The sequence below is a fragment of the Mucilaginibacter sp. OK283 genome (genome assembly GCF_900110415.1).
Taxonomy (GTDB): domain Bacteria; phylum Bacteroidota; class Bacteroidia; order Sphingobacteriales; family Sphingobacteriaceae; genus Mucilaginibacter.
The window spans coordinates 478,028-496,520 of sequence record NZ_FODR01000001.1 but is presented as its reverse complement, the minus strand read 5'-3'; the positions used below and the strand labels follow the sequence as shown (position 1 = coordinate 496,520).

The 18,493-nt window shown below is 45.0% G+C and carries 20 protein-coding genes; 10 read left to right on the top strand and 10 right to left on the bottom strand.

What is annotated here, in order from left to right; genetic code table 11:
- Positions 1-3 precede the first annotated feature (3 nt).
- The 4 genes from BMX56_RS02185 to BMX56_RS02175 all read right to left on the bottom strand — a co-directional run bounded on the left by BMX56_RS02185 (position 4) and on the right by BMX56_RS02175 (position 2,956).
- A complete protein-coding gene (locus BMX56_RS02185; protein ID WP_143065345.1) occupies positions 4-1,698 on the bottom strand; it encodes a hypothetical protein in 1,695 nt (564 codons plus the stop codon).
- A 318-nt stretch (positions 1,699-2,016) separates the two neighbouring features.
- A complete protein-coding gene (locus BMX56_RS30005) occupies positions 2,017-2,172 on the bottom strand; it encodes a hypothetical protein (protein ID WP_177183686.1) in 156 nt (51 codons plus the stop codon).
- 11 nt (positions 2,173-2,183) lie between these two features.
- Entirely contained in the window at positions 2,184-2,408 is a 225-nt protein-coding gene (locus BMX56_RS02180) for a hypothetical protein (protein WP_090639927.1), read from the bottom strand.
- Between the two features lie 44 nt (positions 2,409-2,452).
- Complete coding sequence (locus tag BMX56_RS02175) at positions 2,453-2,956, bottom strand: hypothetical protein (RefSeq protein ID WP_090639922.1); 504 nt, start codon at positions 2,954-2,956, stop codon at positions 2,453-2,455.
- A 121-nt stretch (positions 2,957-3,077) separates the two neighbouring features.
- Here BMX56_RS02175 and BMX56_RS30000 point away from each other — a divergent pair, with 121 nt between their 5' ends.
- The gene (locus tag BMX56_RS30000; protein WP_090639917.1) at positions 3,078-3,260 is read left to right on the top strand and encodes a hypothetical protein; all 183 of its coding nucleotides are present in this window, start codon (positions 3,078-3,080) and stop codon (positions 3,258-3,260) included.
- A gap of 469 nt (positions 3,261-3,729) precedes the next feature.
- Here the strand turns inward: BMX56_RS30000 and BMX56_RS02165 are convergent, their stop codons facing one another.
- From BMX56_RS02165 to BMX56_RS02150, 4 genes are all read right to left on the bottom strand, one after another.
- On the bottom strand, positions 3,730-5,886 hold the full coding sequence (locus tag BMX56_RS02165) for a xanthine dehydrogenase family protein molybdopterin-binding subunit (RefSeq protein ID WP_090639912.1): 2,157 nt from the start codon (positions 5,884-5,886) through the stop codon (positions 3,730-3,732).
- A 30-nt stretch (positions 5,887-5,916) separates the two neighbouring features.
- Positions 5,917-6,558: a hypothetical protein gene (locus tag BMX56_RS02160; RefSeq protein ID WP_090639907.1), complete on the bottom strand. Its 642-nt coding sequence runs from the start codon at positions 6,556-6,558 to the stop codon at positions 5,917-5,919.
- Complete coding sequence (locus BMX56_RS02155) at positions 6,555-7,028, bottom strand: (2Fe-2S)-binding protein (protein WP_090639897.1); 474 nt, start codon at positions 7,026-7,028, stop codon at positions 6,555-6,557. The genes BMX56_RS02160 and BMX56_RS02155 overlap by 4 nt, the downstream gene beginning before the upstream one ends.
- Positions 7,029-7,341: 313 nt before the next feature.
- Positions 7,342-8,238, bottom strand: coding sequence for a helix-turn-helix domain-containing protein (locus tag BMX56_RS02150; RefSeq protein ID WP_090639891.1), 897 nt, complete (start codon positions 8,236-8,238; stop codon positions 7,342-7,344).
- A gap of 218 nt (positions 8,239-8,456) precedes the next feature.
- On the opposite strand from BMX56_RS02150, the gene BMX56_RS02145 reads away from it, so the two are divergent.
- The 9 genes from BMX56_RS02145 to BMX56_RS02105 all read left to right on the top strand — a co-directional run bounded on the left by BMX56_RS02145 (position 8,457) and on the right by BMX56_RS02105 (position 16,425).
- Entirely contained in the window at positions 8,457-10,070 is a 1,614-nt protein-coding gene (locus tag BMX56_RS02145) for a carboxylesterase/lipase family protein (RefSeq protein WP_090639887.1), read from the top strand.
- 108 nt (positions 10,071-10,178) lie between these two features.
- Positions 10,179-11,030: an aldo/keto reductase gene (locus tag BMX56_RS02140; RefSeq protein WP_090639882.1), complete on the top strand. Its 852-nt coding sequence runs from the start codon at positions 10,179-10,181 to the stop codon at positions 11,028-11,030.
- A gap of 10 nt (positions 11,031-11,040) precedes the next feature.
- The gene (locus BMX56_RS02135) at positions 11,041-11,436 is read left to right on the top strand and encodes a (R)-mandelonitrile lyase (RefSeq protein ID WP_090639878.1); all 396 of its coding nucleotides are present in this window, start codon (positions 11,041-11,043) and stop codon (positions 11,434-11,436) included.
- A 10-nt stretch (positions 11,437-11,446) separates the two neighbouring features.
- Complete coding sequence (locus BMX56_RS02130) at positions 11,447-12,430, top strand: aldo/keto reductase (RefSeq protein ID WP_090641615.1); 984 nt, start codon at positions 11,447-11,449, stop codon at positions 12,428-12,430.
- Between the two features lie 10 nt (positions 12,431-12,440).
- The gene (locus tag BMX56_RS02125) at positions 12,441-12,899 is read left to right on the top strand and encodes a cupin domain-containing protein (protein ID WP_090639875.1); all 459 of its coding nucleotides are present in this window, start codon (positions 12,441-12,443) and stop codon (positions 12,897-12,899) included.
- A 37-nt stretch (positions 12,900-12,936) separates the two neighbouring features.
- Positions 12,937-13,449 (top strand): nuclear transport factor 2 family protein, encoded by a 513-nt coding sequence (locus BMX56_RS02120; protein ID WP_090639871.1) that lies wholly within the window; start codon positions 12,937-12,939, stop codon positions 13,447-13,449.
- A 15-nt stretch (positions 13,450-13,464) separates the two neighbouring features.
- Entirely contained in the window at positions 13,465-14,607 is a 1,143-nt protein-coding gene (locus tag BMX56_RS02115; protein WP_090639868.1) for an aldo/keto reductase, read from the top strand.
- A gap of 14 nt (positions 14,608-14,621) precedes the next feature.
- Positions 14,622-15,269, top strand: coding sequence for a flavodoxin (locus BMX56_RS02110; protein ID WP_255369749.1), 648 nt, complete (start codon positions 14,622-14,624; stop codon positions 15,267-15,269).
- A 1-nt stretch (position 15,270) separates the two neighbouring features.
- Positions 15,271-16,425 carry a carboxymuconolactone decarboxylase family protein gene (locus tag BMX56_RS02105; RefSeq protein ID WP_090639860.1) on the top strand — a complete coding sequence of 385 codons (1,155 nt, stop codon included), beginning with the start codon at positions 15,271-15,273 and terminating at the stop codon, positions 16,423-16,425.
- 105 nt (positions 16,426-16,530) lie between these two features.
- On the opposite strand, the gene BMX56_RS02100 is transcribed toward BMX56_RS02105, so the two are convergent.
- Both BMX56_RS02100 and BMX56_RS02095 read right to left on the bottom strand, forming a co-directional pair.
- Positions 16,531-17,403, bottom strand: coding sequence for a pirin family protein (locus BMX56_RS02100; RefSeq protein ID WP_090639856.1), 873 nt, complete (start codon positions 17,401-17,403; stop codon positions 16,531-16,533).
- 120 nt (positions 17,404-17,523) lie between these two features.
- Positions 17,524-18,402 carry an NmrA/HSCARG family protein gene (locus BMX56_RS02095; RefSeq protein ID WP_090639852.1) on the bottom strand — a complete coding sequence of 293 codons (879 nt, stop codon included), beginning with the start codon at positions 18,400-18,402 and terminating at the stop codon, positions 17,524-17,526.
- Between the last annotated feature and the right edge of the window lie 91 nt (positions 18,403-18,493).

Genomic DNA, 18,493 nt, shown 5'->3' with positions numbered 1-18,493 from the left:
TTTTTAAAAGCTTAGTAGATAACTTAATTCCCCGCGTGTTTCTGTAAAATTTGGTTGCAGCTGCGGCGCTGAAGTTTTTGCCTTGTTATTGGTAAGGAAAAAATTAAAGGATACCAGCTGCTTATTGGTAACCCGGTATCCCAGGCTGCCGGTACCATTGATGATAAATGTATCCTCGCCGCCAAGGGCTTTGCTGCTGGTAAAAGTGCCGCTTAAACCAGTTTGCAGTTTCTGAAAAAAAACCTTGTTAGCCCCTGCAGTTACCGACCTAAAACTGTTGCTCATGCCCTGCCCGCTTAATTTGGTGTCGGAGATATTGACATAGGCACTCAGCATTCTTTTGGTGAAGTTGATGTTATAGCTCAGCATGTATTGATTTGTTTTTATGCTGCGCGATACAGCATCGGTGCTGTAAAAAGTGTTATAATCATTTAAACTGTTACGGGTAAACGAGCCGGAGATCATGTGTATCAAATCGGTACTGATGATCATGTACCGGGGCATGACGGTAATGGTTTGGGTGGTTTGAACAATCTTAAGCGAATCGGCAAATAAAACGGTTTGGGCTTTTTGATTATCGGAGAAATTGGTATAAACCGCATCTATTGACAATGATTTGGTAATATCAATACCTGCGTTAAACGCTCCGATAATACGGTGGTTGGTTGCCCGTTTCTGATCTTTTATATTGTCGTGCTGAAAGCCCAGGCTACCGTTAAACCTTATTTTACCTTTGGCAAGATTTGCCGATGGGCTCACCGTCCAGTTTTCATAATCCGAACTGAAATAGTAGGCCCCCATGGTTTGAAAATCGGGGTCAACGCGTTTGTATTTCAGTTTGAGGCCGTAGTTCCGGCTTTTATAACCCAACCCAGCCGAAAAGGCGGTATAATATTCGGATGTACCATTTAACCCGAAAGTGGTGCGGAGCTTATTCAATAAGGTAGTGCCGCCATTATCAAGCGAAATTGGTGAATTAACGTCATTGGTATACACGCTTAAAGCGCCATCGCTTTCAAACATGAAGTACTTTAAGAAGCTGAACCGCGAAGTATAACCCATCACATCATTTCTGGCCGGGCTTATATAATTTTGCTGAGGGGTAATACCTTTGGGTTTAATGGTATCATCTTTAGCGCTCAGGTAACTCAATTCAAAAAAGTTACGGTCGGTTCCGTAACCAAGTTTAGCGGCGTATCCCTTTCTTGAAAAGGAAAACGGCACTAAAGCCTGTGTTGTGGTATCAATGGTAGTTGCCCGGTTAAGCCGGCCATACATAAAACCAACCCGCAACTTGCCCGGGTTTAGTTCAAAACCTGCCCCAAGCATGGTATGGCCGCCTAACGTATAAGGTGAAAAAGAAATATCCCTATATCCAACGTGTACAGTAACCCATTTATAAGTTGGACTAATTCCGAACTGGTTAAACGGCTGTCTGAATGATTTGTCGGACTGGCTGAAACTGAAAGACAGCGGTACATCCAGGCCATACAAACTAATTGTTGGGTTGCCCGAAAAATAGTATGTAAAAGGGGCGCGGCGATCCGGAATACCTGTTGCATTATAAAAAATACCCTGTGCCTGGATATTACCCGACAGCGTTACCGGCTTTTGACGAGAGATATTTTCAAGGTCCTGGGCATGAAGCCGGTAATGCCCGCAATAAACGAGAACTAAGAGTAATAGGCATTTTTTCATTGCAGGTTGATTGATGAACACCATTGAGGTGATGGGTTTAGTCCATGGTCAGCCAATAAGTTTATCGGTATGCTGACTTTGTAATAAGTTATCTTAATGGCCAAATGACAGGGCTGGAATAAGGGTGAAATTTTTATTGTTTACAGGTTTCATAGGTATTGGGTTTGATGTGATTTAAGGTTATTTGCCGATAGGTTACTGATAAAGCAAATTTCCGTTACAAAAAAACGTTTGCCGGTTAACAAAAACTTTCGCGGTTGTTGCAGATACATTATAGTTTGTTACATTTTTTATTCCAGTGGGCAATAATGACAGCAATCAGAGGATAAGAAGAATAGCAGTCACAGCTGCCACGCTGCCGGCTGCGACAAAATGTTCGGTCCAGTCGGGCTGTGTTAGCGACAGTAAAACAGCAGCAACAAGGGCGGTAATAATTCCGGGTACGTTTATCCCCCAATATTTTTTATCGGGCATGGCGGTAGTTATTAAGGTTTACGGGGTGGACTTATTGAATTGCTACCTTCCCGGTAATTTTTACCGGCCAGTTTTTTCCTTCTGTCGTTCACAAGGCTTACTGTGGCATATATAAATACGGCCAACATTGCCAGTATCTCCAGAACGTCTTTTTTGACAATTCCGTCCACCACGCAAATGGGGCCCAGCACGACCAGGCAAATAAGGGTTGGTTTTCTCGGCAATAGAACAGCCATGATAAATAACTTAAAAGGTTACCAAATTTGAAGGCTATATTAACTTATTGTACAACCAGGTCTGTTTCGGCGTTCAACTCATTGCCGGCTTTAACCTTGTCCCAAATGTGAACTTTAACGTGGTAGGTTTCGCCGGCAACCATTGGTTTGGCAATGGTGATATCTCCGCGAAGTTCGGAAGCTTCCGCCGGCAGATGGCCTTGGTCGCCGGCAAAAAGGTCGTCGGCTTTAAGTATCGGTGTCCCCTTTTTATTGGTCACCAGAAGCATCATCCCCGGGAAGACCTTTCCATCCTGACGCCCATAATTGTCTATCCCTAATGCTGCGATGGCGATGCGGGTATTGATTTGTACCTTATTATCGGTCATCCGCTTATTGGCCGGGTCTATCAATAATACATCCCGCACCCTAAAGCCATTGTAGCTGAAGGACAGGCCGGTAAGGAAATCTTTTTTAGTGCCTTTACTAAAGTTACACGCGGTAAGTATTAAAACGCCTGATATGAGTGGAGCAAGCAATATCATCCAGGCGGGTTTAGGAATTTTCATAAGTAGATAGGTTAAAGATTATTTGTGATTTAAACATGCATCCCCCATTACCACCAGGGATGGTAACGACGGTATAAACGTTAGCAAATAAACGTATCCGTTCAGAAAATCACTTTCGTGCATGTTGCAAATCCTTTCGGTTTTGTTACATTTTATAGCGACAGGCGACAAAATGCCTAAAGCCGCAGGCTGTTTTAAAGATCATAGGTTTCATCTGATCTACTTCCGCGCCGAGAAAAAAGATATTGTATATAGCAACTGGAATTGGCTTGCTGGTTTCCGGTTATTTGGCCGAAAGCCTTGAACCCGGCTGTGAAGTTCTAATAAATGCAAAACAACCTGACGTGTGTCTGCTTCAGAGCTGCGCAGGATCATTTCCTGTAAATGGTCATAGCGCCGGTCAATGCCGGTAGCCAAAACAACTCTTTTGACGATACCGTTCTTTTCTTCCGGGAGCACCGGCTCCAGTATTGGAGAAGGCGAACGGTACAAGAAAAGACGAATCAAAAATAATTCTTGAATGTCATGTCAAAAGTAACGAACATGGGCTTTGAGGCATCATTACCAGTTGGCCGTCACGCAGGATATCCCCTGCCAGTTAACCGTCGCTTATGCCGCCGGTTAACTGGCCATCATCGACTTACAAACATACGGTCACCGGCTCTGCGATAAAGAAAATTGGTTACGTACACCATTGTTGCCAGGGCAGGTTGTTTACCGGCCTGCATGGCCCTGTCAAAAGCTTTAACTATGTTGCTTAATTCTTTTTCAACTTAAACTTCAGCCATATTAAACGGTAATTTGCGGATGCGTTTGCCTGTCAAATCAAAAATAGCTTCTGTTAATGCTGGTGCAAAGGGCGGTAGTCCCGGCTCGCCAACACCGCCGGCATTGGCATCATTTTCCATAATGTGTACCTCTACCAAAGGCATATCGTTAATTCTTGGCATTAAATAGTTATAAAAATTCCGTTGTTCTACCAATCCATCTTTGAACGTGATTTCATGAGTAGTAGCAGCGCCAAGCGCCATAACAATAGCACCTTCTACCTGGGCATGAACAATATCGGGGTTTACGTACCAACCGCAGTCTACAACAGCCCACACCTTGTCAATTTTCACTTTTTCACCTTTCTTTTTTGATACCTTAACAATTTGGCCAACGGTGGTTCCAAAGCATTCTGTAATGGCAACCCCAAATCCGTCGCCTTTATTTTTCGCCTTCCAGCCCGAAACCTGTTCCATTTTGTCTATTAGTTTTTGTTCCCGCTCTTCGTTTAAATAGCCTCGTCTAAAATCAAGCGGATCCTTACCGGCAAGGTGGGCCATTTCGTTCAAAAAACTTTCATAAGCAAAGCCGTTGGTTGATGCGTATACAGATCGCCACCAGATATTTGGGATAGGTGTTTCAAACGGTACATCTGCGAAGCTAATGTCTTTTATGCTTTTATAGTATGGGGCCAGGAAACCTTCGGTAGTACTGCGGTTGGCCTTATCCTTCGGCCCTCCCTGCCAGTGCGCTGTGTTTTGCCCGGCCATCCTGAACTTTAAAGCGCTTAATTGCCCGTTTTTGACCGCGCCCTGGCAACGATATGATATCCCGGCCCTATAAGGGCCTTGCGTCATATCGTCTTCCCTGGTCCAAACTACCTGCACAGGTGTCCCCGTTTCTTTCGAGATCAGGCAAGCCTCATGAGGATAATCCATGAATGCCTTTCGCCCGAAACCGCCGCCTAAAAAGGTCATATTAACAATCACTTTTTCTTTCGGCAGCTTAAACTGTGCGCACATGTAATCCTGCACCCATTCGGGTGCCTGTATCGGCCCCCATATTTCCAGCTTATCCGGCTGGTAAAAAGCAACACAATTCAGTGGTTCCATGGCGCTGTGCGATTGGTATGGCGTTTCATAAACCAGGTCCAGCTTTTGGGTCGCTGTACTTAATATCGCATCCGGGTCGCCCTGTTTTCTTGCGGATAAACCCTCCTCATTATTGATGAGCTCCTTTTGTTTTTTATAAATATCGGGGGTGTTCACATGCTCAAACCCGCTGTCGTCCCATTCAATGGTTAAAGCTTTGCGGCCCTGTATGGCGGCCCAGGTGCTATCGGCCACCACCGCAACACCATCCCTGAAAGTTTGAAAAACGCCTGTTTGTATTTTAAATACTTTTTTAACCCCCGGAACTTTTAATGCCGCACTGGGATCAAATGATTTGAGTGTTCCGCGTAAGCGTGGGTTGCGCTCTACCACGGCATATAGCATGCCCGGAAGTTTAAAATCTAACCCGAAAACGGCTGTGCCGTTGGTTTTTAATGGAGTGTCCTGCCTGTGCAGCGGTTTGCCTATCTGTTTGTAATCGGAGCGTTTTTTCAATACAACCTCTTTAGGGGCTTCCAACTTAGATGCTGCCTCCACCAGTTCGCCATAATGAGATTTCTTTCCCGTCGGACGATGGATCACATGCCCGGCTTCGGCATAACATTCCGTTGCCGGTACATTCCATTTAGCGGCTGCTGCCGTTATCAGCATCTCGCGTGCTGATGCACCTAATTTCAATAAATTCTTGTACGAACCACGAATGGTAGAGCTGCCACCCGTTACCTGGTTGCCGTATTTTTGACGATCGCCCTGCGCGAAGCGTATGTTTACATCATTCAAATTAACTTCCAGTTCTTCTGCCACAATCTGCGGAACGGATTGGTAAGCACCCTGGCCCATCTCGGCCCGGTGGCTGAAAATCGTAACCTTGCCATTCGTGTCGATATGTATCCAGGCATTCATCTCTATATCCGAAGCCACCGCCGAATCTGCGGCAGCAACCTTAGCTTCTTCGGCGCCCGACGGAAAATACAGGCCAACAAGCAAAGCTGTTCCGGTAAGGCCTGCCGCCCTTAAAAAGTTTCTTCTTGATATGTTACTCACACTCATGGCATTCTGGTTAAGTGGTTAGGCTGTCAATTACTTCTTTGGTGCATATGCCCCGGTGGTAAGCCAGGTTATCCATGCTTTTTTAAATGCTGCGTGGCTCATGGGCGGCAGGGTACGGCCTTCGCCGGGGTTCCAGCCACTTAAAACTAAACCGTCATCGGCATGTGCAATCAGCTTTTTCATATCCTTATGGCCATTTTGCTTTGGATCAATAAGTTGTTTGGCCAATTGCCGCGGGCTCCTGCCCTGGAATATCATTTTCATATCGGCCGGGGGCAAATGCCAGTTGGGGTTGCCCGGAGGTGTATGCAATCCTGGTGTGTTTGTTGGCTGGTGGCAGTTAGCGCATTTCATAGCATAAACACCCTTGCCATCAACTCCCCTTTGGGGCGACATGGTATGCAGGTGACTGTCGTCGCCCTGCAAAGGAATATTGCCCGAGGGGTGACAGTTCATACACCGGGCGCTCATCAAAACGCTGTAAACCTGCTTAAACGCCTTAATCGATGCCACACTATCTTTCCTGATAACGATTGGTGTGGCCCCTGTTTTTTCGGGTTCGGAGTTTAGCCCGAAAGCCATGATAACTATGGCAGATAACAATACGCCAACTACAGCAAAGGCTTTTGCGACGCTTGTATAACGAGGCTTATTTTTTAATTGTTTCTTCATTTGCTGGCGCTCTCCTTTCTCTGCAATTCTGCAGCTGTATGAATAGCTTTGCGGATACGCTGATAGGTGCCGCATCGGCAAATATTACCGGCCATGGCTGCATCAATATCGGCATCGCTCGGGTTGTTATTTTCGCGCAGCAACACCGCTGCCGACATGATTTGCCCCGAATGGCAGTAACCGCATTGCGGCACCTGCTCCTGGTTCCAGGCAAGTTGGGCGGGATGATCATTATTTTTAGAAAGACCTTCAATGGTTACCACTTTTTGACCTTCGGCCCGGCTTACTTTGGTTACGCACGACCGAACCGCTTCGCCATTGAGGTGGACAACGCAGGCACCGCACTGTGCCACGCCGCAACCAAATTTTGTACCAGTGAGGCCAATAATATCCCGTATTACCCACAACAGCGGCATATTAGGATCTGCCTCAATCTGATGCGATGTTCCGTTTACATTAATGTTGATCATAGCATTTATAATTGGTATTAAATATTAAAGCTTCGACTGCTATTTTTAGATATTGCAAAAATATCAAAAAAGCGTCCCGGTATCTCACCCCCGGAACGCCATTACCTTTAGGTAATCAACTAAATCACCAATTTCATGCTGGTGATGCCTTTGGCGCTTTCCGGAAGCACACTAATGTCGTGTCAACGATAAATTGACGGATTGTCTTTAGTCCAAAGTCTTAAGTTCTAAGTCGAAAAAAGAAAAATTCAACTTTAGACTTACGACTTCATACTGTTGACTTAACACTAATATATATAACTTTAATAAGTATTCAATTCAATGAACGGTATTCATGGGGTGTTTGACCCACCTGTTTTTTAAACAATCGTGTAAAGTGCTGCGGGTATTTAAAACCTAACTCATAAGCAACCTGGTTTACGGTTTTTTCGCCGTCGAAGATCTTTTCTTTGGCAAGGTCAATAAGTTTAAATTGGATATACTCCTGCGCGGTTTTGCCCGTTTCTTTCTTCACAAGATCGCCAAAGTAATTTGGTGATAAATTTAGTGCTTCTGCACAATAAGCAACCGATGGCAGGCCAACTGTTTGAGGTTTTTCTGAAGAAAAATAACTATTCAATAGCTTTTCGAACTTTTCAATGGTACCCTTATACACGTGGTCGCGGGTGATGAACTGCCTGTCGTAAAAGCGAACGCTGTAATCCAAAAACAATTCAATATTAGATACAATTAACCTCTTGCTGTGTTTATCAATACCCCGTTCCAGTTCGTAGTTTATTTTTGAGAAGCAATCCAGTACGATACTTCGTTCCTTTTCAGATAAATGCAGCGCTTCGTTTGATTGGTAGCTGAAAAAGTTATAGTCCTGAATATGTTTTCCCAACGATGTACCATGAATTAAATCTGCATCAAAAGCCAGTACATGGCCTTTGGGCTGGTAGTACTCGCCATTGCTGTTTACCCCAGCCACTTGTCCCGGCGCCATAAAAACCAATGTACCCTCCTGGTAATCATAGGTATTACGACCATAAACCAGGTCGCCGCATTTAACATCTTTTAAAAATACGATGTAAAAGCCAAAATACATTTGTGAGCCTTGCCGCGGGGCAGCCTTTGACAGGTCGACCACGCTAACCAATGGGTGCCTGGTTTCATTGTTATTAAATGCATTGTATTCGCTAATCGTATTAAAACGCCGCATGCTGTCCATAATCAATTCTTTTAATTCGAATTTACATTATTAATCAGTGCATTAATCATACCAGCGTGCAAATCAGTAATAATGGTAGAAACATCCGTAATCTGTATCCTATCCCCATAAATAAAAGGTTACACTTTTGTATTGCGATCAATACGCGGTAACTGTGTTTTAGCGCCTCGGTGCTTAACAACTGTACACTGGAACACATCAATTAAACCAAATAAATTATGAAAAAAATCCTGGTAGCACTTACGCTTCTTATTGCCCTTTCGGCGCGCGCTCAACAAACAGCAGGTACAGCAGCGGTGCCAACGGTTCGCACAGCTTCGGGCGTTTTGCGCGGTGCAACCGAAGGTGAAGTTTCTATTTTCAAGGGGATTCCCTATGCGGCCGCGCCCGTAGGCGAATTCCGCTGGCGCCCTCCACAGCCATTATCTGCGTGGAAGGGTGAACGTGATGCCACTAAGTTTGGGGCAGACCCGGCGCAAATGGGCTGGCCCCGTAACGGCAATAAAATTTCAACAACATCTGCTGAAGACTGCCTGTATTTAAATATATGGAAACCTGCAAACGCTAAGCAAGGCGCTAAACTACCTGTAATGGTTTGGATTTATGGCGGAGCATTTGTATTTGGCAGCGGCGCTCAGCCAGATTATTCAGGCGTACAGTTTGCAAAACAAGGAGTAATATTAATCACCTTTAACTACCGCGTTGGGCGCCTCGGCTTTTTCGCCTTCCCGGCACTTAGTGCCGAACATCCTAACGAACCTAAAGGAAACTATGCGTTTATGGATCAAATAGCGGCCTTGAAATGGGTGCAGCAAAACATTGCGGCGTTTGGCGGCGACGCTAAGAACGTTACTATTTTCGGCGAATCTGCCGGGGGCGTTTCTGTACAGTCATTGCTAACCATTCCATCTGCAAAAGGCTTATTTCAAAAGGCGATAGTAGAATCAGGCGGCGGTCGCGATGGCGTGCTTACCGGGCGGCCAATTAATAAAGAAAATGCTGACAAATACTATCCTGTTTCGGCCGAAACAATAGGTATAAACTTTGCAAAAAAGCATGGCATTACTGGTACAGATGCTACAGCATTAGCCAGCCTGCGTCGGCTTAGTATAGAGGATGTTGTAGATGGCGGCCAGGAAACTGACGGACAAGGCGGAGCGCCTATCTATCCGGGGCCTATACTGGATGGCAGGTTAGTTGTTGAAACCGCGCAAAGCGCATACAACGCAGGCCGGGGAGCAAAAGTGCCGTTGATGATAGGATCCAACAGTGCAGAAGTACCCGCAGGTTTTGTAAACGCTGCTTCAAAAGATGAACTCTTGAGTTTGTTTGGCAGTATGAAGGATGATGCAAAAGCGGCATACGATCCCGACGGCAACACCGATTTAGCAAAAATGCTTACCTTGGTAAATACTGATAAAGTATGGGCCGAGCCCGCCCGTTTTACCGCAAGGGCTTTTGCCGCCAAAGGCGCCCCTGCTTACATCTATTTGTTTTCATACATATCGCCTTCGGCACAGCAGTGGATGAAATACGGTGCCGCGCATGCATCTGAAATTGGGTATGTATTCAATAATTTAACAAGCAGGAACGGGGCCGTAATAGCGGCTAAAGATATGGAGGTGGCCAAAATGATGAACACCTATTGGGCAAACTTTGCCAAAACGGGCGATCCAAATGGAGGTAGCCTGGCCAAATGGCCGGCATATGACCCTCAAAAGAATGAACTGTTAGAGATACAGGCAGATGGATCTGCCGAAGGAAAATCCGATCCTAAGAAAGTGAGATTGGACGTGATTGAAAAAGCCGTTACATCGGGAAATCTTCACTAACCTGCTATCCGTTTTTGCCAAACCTGTAAAAATGGTAGATGATACCGTAATCTGTATCCCATTCCGGCGAATAAAAGGAATGACCTTTGTATTATAATGTATATGACAATGCAAAAAGTAAAATTAAATAACGGTATAGAAATGCCAATTTTAGGATTTGGCGTTTTCCAGGTAACCGACCTGGCAGAATGTGAAAGAAGTGTGTTAGACGCTATTGAAACCGGCTACAGGTTAATTGATACCGCGCAATCGTATATGAATGAAGAAGCCGTGGGCAAAGCCATTAAGCGCAGCGGTGTGGCCAGGGAAGAGTTGTTTATTACTACCAAACTGTGGATACAATCAAACGGTTATGAAGGCGCTAAAAATGCTTTTGAAGCATCGTTAAAAAAGCTGCAGTTGGATTACCTTGACCTTTACTTAATTCACCAGCCTTACGGCGATGTATATGGCGAATGGCGCGCCATGGAAGATTTGTACAAAGAAGGCAAGATACGGGCAATCGGCGTAAGCAACTTTCAGCCCGACAGGTTGATTGACCTGATTATCAACAACGAAATTGTGCCGGCTGTTAACCAGGTAGAAACGCACCCGTTTCACCAGCAAATTGATGCGCAGCAATTCATGATCGATAACAACGTGCAGATAGAATCATGGGGCCCTTTTGCCGAAGGCAAGAATGATATGTTTAAAAATGAGCTACTGCAGGCCATTGGTAACAAATACAATAAATCAATTGCCCAGGTAGTACTGCGCTGGCTTACCCAAAGGGGTGTGGTAGCTATTCCTAAATCGGTACGCAAGGAGCGCATGGCCGAAAACCTAAACAGCCTTGACTTTGAGCTTACAACCGATGAAATGGATAAAATTAAAACATTGGATACCAACGCCAGCAGCTTCTTCGATCACCGCGATCCTAAAATGGTAAAATGGCTGGGCGAGCGAAAATTGAATAACTAAAATTAAACCTATGAAAATTCAACGTATTGGCTCTAAGCCTTCAGGAAAAGGGCCTGCCGAATATTTTACCGGCACTGTAAGAATTGATCCGCTGAACGAACCACCCGCGCCTGCCCGTGTATCGATGGCGCTGGTGACATTTGAACCGGGCGCGCGTACTGCCTGGCATACGCATCCGTTCGGCCAAACACTTATTGTTACCACAGGAGCTGGCTGGGCGCAGCGCGAGGGCGGCGTCAAAGAAAATATCTTTCCTGGCGATGTGGTTTACTTTGAGCCGAACGAGAAGCATTGGCACAGCGCGACTGCCACCACGGCGATGAGTCATATTGCTGTACAGGAAAAAGAGAATGGTTCACCGGTAGATTGGCTGGAGCAGGTTATTGACGAGGACTACAATGGTTAAACAACTGAACATGAAAAAGCGACAATTAGGAAATAGTGGGTTGGAAGTTTCAGCCCTTGGATTGGGTTGCATGGGACTGAGTTTTGGCTACGGCCCTGCAACAGAAAAACAAGAAGCAATTAAATTAATACGCGCCGCGTTTGAGCGCGGTGTTACTTTTTTTGATACAGCGGAGGCATACGGACCTTTTACTAATGAAGAACTGTTGGGTGAGGCCCTGGAGCCTTTTCGCGGCCAGGTGGTTATTGCCACCAAATTCGGCTTTAAAGACGGCAAACCGCCCCTTGGTTTAGACAGCCGGCCGGAGCATATCCGTGAGGTTGCAGAAGCCGCGCTAAAACGCCTGAAAACAGACCATATCGACCTGTTTTATCAACATCGGGTTGACCCAAATGTGCCGATAGAAGATGTTGCCGGAACAGTTAAAGATTTGATTGCCGAAGGTAAGGTTAAACACTTTGGTCTATCGGAAGCCGGCGCTGGTTCTATCCGCAAAGCGCATGCAGTACAACCTGTTGCTGCACTGCAAAGTGAATATTCGCTTTGGTGGCGCGAACCTGAGCAGGATATATTACCTGTGCTTGAAGAACTGGGTATTGGTTTTGTGCCTTTTAGCCCGCTGGGTAAAGGTTTTTTAACCGGTGCAATTAACGGGAGCACCATATTTGATAAAAGCGATTACAGGAACACGGTTCCTCGTTTTTCGGAAGAAAACCGAAAGGCGAACCAGGCGTTGGTTGACGTGCTTGGCCATATTGCCGAAGATAAAAACGCAACGTCAGCCCAAATTGCGTTGGCTTGGTTACTTTCGCAAAAGCCCTGGATAGTTCCCATCCCGGGTACCACAAAAATACACCGTTTGGAAGAGAATTTGGGCGCTGCTGATATTCAGCTATCTGCCAACGATCTCCTTGAGATTAGCAATAGCCTGTCGCAAATCGAAGTGCACGGCCATCGTTATTCCGCACAAGGACAGCAAATGGTTAACCGTTAAAATAATTAATATGAAAAAAGTACTGCTTATTACCTGTGCATTATTTACCGGGCTTATAACGCGGGTAGCAGCGCAAACATCACCCATATTTCCAAAGGGCGAAATTGCGACAGTTAATAATCATACCGGAACAGTTTGGCTTACCGAACTTAACAAGGCCGATAGTACTATTGATATTAATGTAGCTAATGCAACTTTTGCGCCGGGTGCAAAACTCGATTGGCACATCCATCCCGCCGGGCAAATCCTGATGATCACCGAAGGAACAGGTTATTACCAGGAAAAAGACAAGCCTATACAGGTTGTTCATAAAGGCGATGTTATTAAATGCGCTCCGGGTGTGGCGCACTGGCACGGCGCAGCACCCAATAGTTCGTTTACCTATATCGCGGTAAGTACAAACAGCGCCAAAAATAAAACCGTTTGGCTGCAAAGGGTAACCGAAGCCGAGTACAACAGCGCACATTAATTTTTTTATAAACACATCAAATATTAAAACCAAAATCATGAAAGTAACCATTATCGCACTATTCCTGTGTATTACCGGTGTGCAGCTCTCTCACGCTCAGGCCAAATTGCCCGGTGCGGCATCAACAACCACAACCAAAGATGAACAAGAACTACTTGACCTTTCGAAAACGAAATGGACGTGGATGGCCGATAAAAATGTAGATGCATTAACCGGACTATTTGCCGAAAATTGTGTATTTGTGCACATGGGCGGAAGCTGGGGTAAAACCCAGGAACTGAATACCATTAAGGGCGGCTTCATCTGGTATAAACAAGCCGAAGTTTACGGGGCATCAGTAAATATTTTTGGTAATACAGCCATCCTGTTAAACGATATCGATTTGCTGGCAGTAGTGGGTGGTAACGAGGTTGTGCATGCGTTTATGGTAACCGAGGTGTACATTAAAGAAAACGGAAAATGGAAAATGGGCTCGCTTACTTTTTCAACGTTGATAAGGCCGGTTAAAATGAAAACTAACATAGCGCAACCGGCACAGCCACAACACTAACTTAATCTGTAATATATGAATCGTCGTGATCTCCTAAAAACCGGCCTAACAATAGCTGGAGGCTCCTTGCTGGCTTCAAAGGCAAGTGCCCGGGTATTGACGCAAGCAGATATCAATCAAAACGATTTGACAAACGTCGCTATCGGGGGGCACCGCAAGCTTGGCGGCAAGCTGGAAGTTTCGAATATTGGTTTGGGGGTACAAAATATGAGCCGGACCTATCAAACTACCATCCCTTCCCGGCCCGAGATGATCAAAATTATCCGGAAAGCGTTTGACAGCGGTGTCACATTATTTGATACAGCAGAAGCCTACGGACCTTTTGAATGTGAGCGGATACTCGGCGAAGCCACAGCATCATTTCGAAATAAAATTGTTATCGAAACAAAGTTTGGCTGGAACATCGACCAAAAAACCGGCCAGCGACTGCCGGGTTTGAACAGCCGGCCCGAACATGTCAAGGAAGTGGTTGAAGGAATGCTAAAACGGTTGCGCACTGATCGCATCGATTTATTATACCAACACCGTGTAGATCCGGCTATCCCGATCGAAGATGTTGTTGGTGCAATTAAAGATTTGATTACCCAGGGCAAAGTGCTGCATTACGGCCTTTCCGAACCTGGGCCACAAACCGTACGCCGGGCACATGCCATACATCCGGTTACGGCCATTCAAAACGAATATTCGCTGCTATGGCGCGGACCGGAAGAAGTAATTATTCCGCTTTGCCAGGAATTGGGCATTGGCTTTGTTTGCTGGAGCCCGCTTGGAGTAGGCTTTTTGACCTGTGCTATCGATGAAAATACTGGTTTTGCACCGGGCGACATCCGGGGAATGGAAACCAGGTTTTCACGTGAGAACTTGCCCAGCAATATGGCACTTGTTAAACTGCTGCAAAATTGGGCAGCACGCAAGCAGGCTACTCCTGGCCAGGTATCGCTGGCATGGCTTTTGGAACAGCAGCCCTGGATAGTGCCTATTCCTGGAACCACCCAGATGGCGCATATGCTGGAAAACATTGGCGCAAATGATGTGAAATTTACGGCAGATGAGTTAAAACAGTTCAACCAGGAGGCATCAGCCATTGCTATTAAGGGTTTACGCTTGCCGCAATTTGTTTTGAACCTCTCAAATGTTGAAGCAGCCGTAAAACAGTAAAAAAACTTATGCCTATGGAAAAAGTGAAGCTCATTTGTATAATGGCAACCATTGCTTTCGGTAGCATTGCGGGATGTTCAAAGGCTCAAAAAGCTACTGGTAACCCAACGGGTAAAGCACCTGTCAGCGTTACCGATGGTTATAAAAAAATACTCATCGTGTATTTGTCGCGCACCAATAATACCAGGGCCATTGCTCAAATCATTCAGCGGCAAGCCGGCGGAAAACTTGTTGCTTTGGAATTGGTTAATCCTTATCCCGAAAACTACCAGGCCATCGTTGCCCAGGTGGTTCGGGAAAACGAATCGGGGTTTTTACCTCCGCTTAAAACCAGGATAGATAGCATAGCCACCTATGACCTGGTGTTTGTTGGCTTCCCGACCTGGGGCATGCAACTGCCGCCGCCGATGAAAAGCTTTTTAAAACAATATGATTTGAGCGGCAAAACCGTCGTGCCTTTCAATACCAATGCCGGTTATGGTATCGGCAGTACGTTTGAAACCGTTAAAGGCCTTTGTCCCAACAGCACTGTGCTGGATGGTTTTACCATTAAGGGAGGAATAGAGCGGGATGGTATATTATTCGTGATGCAAGGTGCAAAAGAGAAACAAGCCCAGGCAGAAATTCAAACATGGTTAAAAAAGCTAAACATCATTAAGTAATATGAGCAGCACTTTTAAACTAACCGTTTATGTATGCCTGGCATTGGCCGTAAGCGCAAGTTCAATTGCTTATGGCCAGCAAAAAGATCCAGGCGGGCAACCTTTATCGTTAAAACAAGAGGCGATTGTCCCTATCTCAGCATATGCCGCTAAAGGAGACCAGGTTAATTTGAGGAGCGCTTTAGGAAAAGGTTTGGAGGCAGGCCTGACAATCAATGAGATCAAAGAGATTTTGGTGCAGTTATATGCTTATGCAGGTTTCCCAAGAAGTTTAAATGCGATCAATACCTTCCAAACCGTGGTCAATGAAAGGAAACTAAAAGGAAAAATTGATATAGAGGGCAGGAAACCGTCAAAAATAGATTACGGCGATCCAAAGTATAAATTCGGAAAAGGTGTCCAGGCGAAGCTGACGGGCAGGTCCGCCAATTCCACCCAAGATTTTGTTCCGGTTATCGATACCTTTTTAAAGGAACACCTGTTCGCTGATATTTTTGGCAGAGATAATCTCGATTATCAAAGTCGCGAGATTGCTACAATTTCTATTTTAGCTGCCATTCGTGGTGCCGATGGACAGCTTCGCAGCCATTTAAGTGTAGGACAGAACACGGGTTTAACAGAAAGGCAGTTACGGGGAATTGCCGCTAAATTATCAGCAGAGATTGACCGGAATGCAGGTAGTTCTGCATCGGAAATTTTAAACGGCATGTATGGTTCCACAGGAAGCGCCGTTACGCCCGCTTCAGAGCAGGCGATAGTTTCTGAGCCCACATTTTCAAAGGGGGACAAAGTCTTGGGTAATAATTTCACCGGGGATGTCTGGGTAAACATGCTCACCAGCGTAGGCCCCTCTACCAGCACTTCGGTGGGTAACGTTACCTTTGCTCCCAAAGCAAGGTCAAACTGGCATCTTCATCCTTCGGGGCAAATACTGCTGATTACAGATGGTGTTGGTTATTACCAGGAAAAGAGCCAGCCCATTCGTTTAGTACATAAAGGGGATGTTATTAAATGCCCCGCTAATGTCGCTCATTGGCACGGCGCCTCTCCGGATAGGTCCTTGTCACACATCGCCTTGAGTCCAGATAAAGGCAAGGGGGCAGTAGTTTGGTTGGAAAAAGTTACAGATGAGGAATATAACAAGCTGAACAAGTAGCCTTAACAAACTGTACGATAGGATATTCCGGGAGTTTTGACAAAGTTATTTAGCGTCCTACGTCTAATGGTTTGTATAAGATGATGATATTCATCCCGGGCTAATTTACTTTTGTGCTGTTACTTTTATTTCCCCATACTTTCCGGCATGAAAATCCCGGTAAGCAGTTGTTATTTCTGATTGCGAATTCATTACAAACGGACCTTCTGCTACCACAGGTTCTGTATATTCTTCACCGCCAAATAACAGGACATCGATGGTTGTTAAAGAATTGTTTTTTATTTCAATTTCGCCGGCCGCTTTGTCGAACTCAATAAATTCACCTGCCTGAAACTCAGTGTCGTTTAGCATCGCGTTTTGCATGGGTAAAAAGGCTGCAACTTCTGTTTCACTTTCCATTGTTAGTGAAAACTGTGCTCCTGCTTTTAATTGAATATGATACAAAAACTGCCTGGAATAATTGGGAATCTTCGAACTCAATTCCTGATAGTTGCCAACAATTACTTTTATCCAGCCATCATGATCAGGTAATGCTTTTTGGGGGAATTCATTGGCTTGTAAAGCGATATGAGCAGGCTTTTCGGCTTTATTTTTTGCAGGTAAATTTATCCAAAATTGAAAACCCTGGATAAATTTGCTCTCTGTTTGGGAGTCGTAATTTAAATTTTCATCGTGAATTATTCCATTACCTGCTTTCATCCACTGTGCGCCTCCCGAACGAATTATCGCCTCATTTCCGGCACTGTCAAAATGCTCTACTTCGCCCTGAAGAATGTAAGTTAATGTTGCAATGCCCCGGTGTGGGTGGACTCCCATACCATTTTGGGTTATGGTTTCTTTAACAACCGGGCGAACATAATCGAGAAATACAAAGGGACCCACCTTGTTAGCGTATCGATTAGGCAACATTCGTTGGATTGATAGCGGACCTACTGTAGCATTATTCCCTTTTGTTGAGAAACTCGTTTTCTTTTTCATCAGAATATAATTTGTTTTTTATTGGCACTCAAGAAGGCTTCGCCGTTTTAAATGGAGATGAAGCTATCATGAGCTATACTCATTTTATTTTTGAGTGGAGCTCATGATAGTTTCATTTGCTTAACTGTTTTGGCTTAACCATTCCTGGAGCGGCACAAATTTGTGGGTGGCAGTTTCTTTTGCCAGTTCAATTCGTGACGCTGAATCTGGTCCCATGTACGTGTGTTTTTCAAAATACCCAAACATCTCTGCCAGCTCCTTTGCTCCTTCAAAAAAAGTTGAAAATATTTCGGCTGGTACTTGTGAAAAGGTATACGCTTGGCCATTGGCTTTATAGGCTTCTATGATATCGTTAAAACTGTACAACCCGGTTGCCAGGGCAAGATAATTACCGTTTCCAACTTTTTCGGGCTGCAAAAATGCACCGGCTACTACTTTTCCCAGGTCATTAATATCCGACATGTGAATCGCTTTTTTTGTTGGGTCAATCGGTAGTGTCCAGCCGGTTGTGCCATCTTGTTTGGGTTGTGGCCCCAACATCCCTACAAGATTTTGAAAATAAAACGGCGGCTGAACAAATGTTGCATATTTGAATCCTGCACTTTTTACCAATTCATCCACCTTTGCCTTTAAAGTAAAATGCGGCACTTCAAACCCTGCCTCACTAATGAGCTCCACATCCGGAAGCGTTGACCAAATAAAATGTTGCACCCCCGTTGCTTTTGCTGCTTCAATGGCATTTTTACCCTGGGTAATTTCGTCGGCACCTTCCCAAAAGTTGGTTACCACAAATACGCCGTACGCATTTGTAAAAGCGTCTTTTAAGGATTGCAAGTCTTTTAAATCTGCATAAACTGCTTCATTTGCCTTGCCTGTATATGTTTCCGGGTTACGGGTTATTGCTTTTACATTAAATGTGCCTTCATTTACAAGGGCATTTACAATACCCTTACCTTGTGCACCTGTTGCTCCAATTACTACTATTGTTTGCTTTTTCATCTGTTTGTTTTATGATGTAAAATTGCAGCAACAGCACACCCCGAAACGATGAGAAATGATAAAAAAAAGCGTTGATAAATATCAACGCTTT

Bases quoted from the DNA above. Each gene is read 5' to 3' on its own strand.
- BMX56_RS02185 (WP_143065345.1), bottom strand. From the start codon at position 1,698: ATGAAAAAATGCCTATTACTCTTAGTTCTCGTTTATTGCGGGCATTAC.
- BMX56_RS30005 (WP_177183686.1), bottom strand. From the start codon at position 2,172: ATGCCCGATAAAAAATATTGGGGGATAAACGTACCCGGAATTATTACC.
- BMX56_RS02180 (WP_090639927.1), bottom strand. From the start codon at position 2,408: ATGGCTGTTCTATTGCCGAGAAAACCAACCCTTATTTGCCTGGTCGTG.
- BMX56_RS02175 (WP_090639922.1), bottom strand. From the start codon at position 2,956: ATGAAAATTCCTAAACCCGCCTGGATGATATTGCTTGCTCCACTCATA.
- BMX56_RS30000 (WP_090639917.1), top strand. From the start codon at position 3,078: ATGTTGCAAATCCTTTCGGTTTTGTTACATTTTATAGCGACAGGCGAC.
- BMX56_RS02165 (WP_090639912.1), bottom strand. From the start codon at position 5,886: ATGAGTGTGAGTAACATATCAAGAAGAAACTTTTTAAGGGCGGCAGGC.
- BMX56_RS02160 (WP_090639907.1), bottom strand. From the start codon at position 6,558: ATGAAGAAACAATTAAAAAATAAGCCTCGTTATACAAGCGTCGCAAAA.
- BMX56_RS02155 (WP_090639897.1), bottom strand. From the start codon at position 7,028: ATGATCAACATTAATGTAAACGGAACATCGCATCAGATTGAGGCAGAT.
- BMX56_RS02150 (WP_090639891.1), bottom strand. From the start codon at position 8,238: ATGGACAGCATGCGGCGTTTTAATACGATTAGCGAATACAATGCATTT.
- BMX56_RS02145 (WP_090639887.1), top strand. From the start codon at position 8,457: ATGAAAAAAATCCTGGTAGCACTTACGCTTCTTATTGCCCTTTCGGCG.
- BMX56_RS02140 (WP_090639882.1), top strand. From the start codon at position 10,179: ATGCAAAAAGTAAAATTAAATAACGGTATAGAAATGCCAATTTTAGGA.
- BMX56_RS02135 (WP_090639878.1), top strand. From the start codon at position 11,041: ATGAAAATTCAACGTATTGGCTCTAAGCCTTCAGGAAAAGGGCCTGCC.
- BMX56_RS02130 (WP_090641615.1), top strand. From the start codon at position 11,447: ATGAAAAAGCGACAATTAGGAAATAGTGGGTTGGAAGTTTCAGCCCTT.
- BMX56_RS02125 (WP_090639875.1), top strand. From the start codon at position 12,441: ATGAAAAAAGTACTGCTTATTACCTGTGCATTATTTACCGGGCTTATA.
- BMX56_RS02120 (WP_090639871.1), top strand. From the start codon at position 12,937: ATGAAAGTAACCATTATCGCACTATTCCTGTGTATTACCGGTGTGCAG.
- BMX56_RS02115 (WP_090639868.1), top strand. From the start codon at position 13,465: ATGAATCGTCGTGATCTCCTAAAAACCGGCCTAACAATAGCTGGAGGC.
- BMX56_RS02110 (WP_255369749.1), top strand. From the start codon at position 14,622: ATGGAAAAAGTGAAGCTCATTTGTATAATGGCAACCATTGCTTTCGGT.
- BMX56_RS02105 (WP_090639860.1), top strand. From the start codon at position 15,271: ATGAGCAGCACTTTTAAACTAACCGTTTATGTATGCCTGGCATTGGCC.
- BMX56_RS02100 (WP_090639856.1), bottom strand. From the start codon at position 17,403: ATGAAAAAGAAAACGAGTTTCTCAACAAAAGGGAATAATGCTACAGTA.
- BMX56_RS02095 (WP_090639852.1), bottom strand. From the start codon at position 18,402: ATGAAAAAGCAAACAATAGTAGTAATTGGAGCAACAGGTGCACAAGGT.